Genomic DNA, 2,063 nt, shown 5'->3' on the forward strand with positions numbered 1-2,063 from the left:
CCTTCGGCGCGGCCCGGGCCGGGGGTGCCGCTGCGCGGAGCGAGTCCCCTACCCGCCCTTCCACCGTCCCCCGGGGCTCCGCCCCGGACCCCGGTCCTCAAACGCCGGACGGGCTGAAAGCCCGCGCCTCGAACGCCGGCGAGGCTGAAAGGGCCGCAGGGCGAATCCAGCCCCGCCGGTGTTTGAGGCGGCGGGCGCGGAGCGCCCGTGGGGTGGCGGGGCGGAGCCCCGTCAGCGGGGCGGGCCCACGCGACCCGGCGAGCGTCCCCGCAGGGGCTACGCGTCGAGGGCCTCCCGCAACGACATCGCGTAGATCTCCACCCCGCCGTCGTCCGACAGCCTCACCCGCTCCGCGCCGCCCTCCAGCAGGTCCTTCCAGACCTCACCGATCCAGGACTCCGCGTCCCCCTGCGTGGTGAACTCCTCCGGGACCACCGCCGGGGCCGTCTCCGTGCCGTCGGCCTTCTCGAACCGCCACGTCCACGCCATGTCCGCCTCCGTTGCTCGTCCGCTGGTGCGCGCTTCTCGCCTTGAGTCTGCCCCGCAGAGTAGCCGGGCGCGCACCACTCTCGGGGACGCGGGAGGATCATCCTGTGGAACTCACTCTGCTCGGCACCGGTACACCCCAGGGGCTGCCCCGCCCCGGCTGTCCCTGCGCGACGTGCGCACTGTCCGTCGGCACCCGCTCACGGGCCGCGACGGCCGTGCTCGTCGACGGGGCGCTGCTGCTCGACCTGACCCCCGGGGCGGTGCTGGCCGGCGCGAGGGCCGGGCACTCGCTGGCCGGGGTGCGGCAGGTCCTGCTGACCCACCCGCACGACGGACCCGCCGTCGAGCTGCCGCCGGGGTTGCCGGCGGCGGGGCGGGTCCCGGACGGGCGGGAGCTGTCTGTGATCTCGGGGCACCGGGTGCGGGCGGTGCCGATGGACGCGCCGGGCACGGGCTACGAGGTGACGGGCCCGGACGGCGGCCGACTGCTGTACCTGCCCCCGGGCGGCGCCCCGGCCGGGACCAACGGCGACAAGGACCAACAGCCGTACGACATGGTGCTCGCGGACGTGCTCGGCCGGCCGGAGGCCCTGGCGCGGCTGCGGGCGAGCGGTGCGGTCGGCCCGGCGACGGAGGTGATCGCCGTACACGTGGACCACGACACCCCGCCGGGCCGGGAGTTGGAGCGCAGGTGCGCGGCCGCCGGGGCGCGGGCCGTGCGCGACGGGACCACCGTCATCGTCGGGGAGTACCACGCGGCGGCGGACCTGCCGCGCCGGACCCTGGTGCTGGGCGGGGCCCGTTCGGGCAAGTCGCTGGAGGCGGAGCGGAGGTTGGAGTCCTTCCCCGAGGTGGTCTACGTCGCGACGGGCGGCACCCGGGACGGGGACGCGGAGTGGGCCCAGCGGGTGGGCCTGCACCGCGAGCGCCGGCCGGGGAGCTGGCGGACGCTGGAGACCTGCGATCTGGCGCCGCTGCTGGCGGAGCCCGGTGCGCCGCTGCTGATCGACTGCCTGGCGCTGTGGCTGACGGACGCGATGGACCGGGCCGGGGCGTGGGACGACGCGGTCTGGGCCGCGACCGGGCAGAAGGACCTCCGCGAGCGGATCGCGGAGCTGGTGGCGGCGGTGCGCGCGAGCCGCCGCCGGGTGGTGCTGGTCAGCAACGAGGTGGGCGGGGGCGTCGTACCGGCGACCGCCTCGGGCCGCCGCTTCCGCGACGAGCTGGGCAGGCTGAACGCCGCGATGGCGGGCGAGTGCGAACACGTACTCCTGGTCGTGGCCGGGCAGGCACTCCTACTCAAGGACTAGCCGAGCCCCGACCCCGGATGACTCGACCCCACCGGGCAATCCCAGCCTCGCCGGCGTTTGAGGACCGGGGTCCGGGGCGAAGATCCGAAGCCTCCAGCCCGTCCGGCGTTTGAGGACCGGGGTCCGGGGCGGAGCCCCGGGGAACGGCGGAAGGGCGGGTAGGGGACCTGCTCCGCGCAGCGGGACCCCGGCCGGGGGCGGGCCGCAGGGTGGGCCGTCGGGGTCGGGCGCGCGCCGGGGCACCTCCTCGGGCGTCGAACGGGG

Annotated in this window: 2 protein-coding genes; one reads left to right on the plus strand and one right to left on the minus strand. The window is 76.7% G+C overall.

From position 1 onward, the window contains the following. Positions 1–276 precede the first annotated feature (276 nt). Positions 277–489, minus strand: coding sequence for a hypothetical protein (locus ACFYYJ_RS41485; RefSeq protein WP_365168160.1), 213 nt, complete (start codon positions 487–489; stop codon positions 277–279). A gap of 104 nt (positions 490–593) precedes the next feature. Here ACFYYJ_RS41485 and ACFYYJ_RS41490 point away from each other — a divergent pair, with 104 nt between their 5' ends. Then, positions 594–1,799 (plus strand): bifunctional adenosylcobinamide kinase/adenosylcobinamide-phosphate guanylyltransferase, encoded by a 1,206-nt coding sequence (locus ACFYYJ_RS41490; RefSeq protein WP_389140207.1) that lies wholly within the window; start codon positions 594–596, stop codon positions 1,797–1,799. The last annotated feature ends 264 nt before the right edge of the window (positions 1,800–2,063 follow it).

It is taken from the genome of Streptomyces sp. NPDC002467 (assembly GCF_042889825.1).
GTDB lineage: Bacteria > Actinomycetota > Actinomycetes > Streptomycetales > Streptomycetaceae > Streptomyces.

Excerpts from the sequence above, each read along its gene's own strand:
- ACFYYJ_RS41485 (WP_365168160.1), bottom strand. The coding sequence starts at position 489 with ATGGCGTGGACGTGGCGGTTCGAGAAGGCCGACGGCACGGAGACGGCC.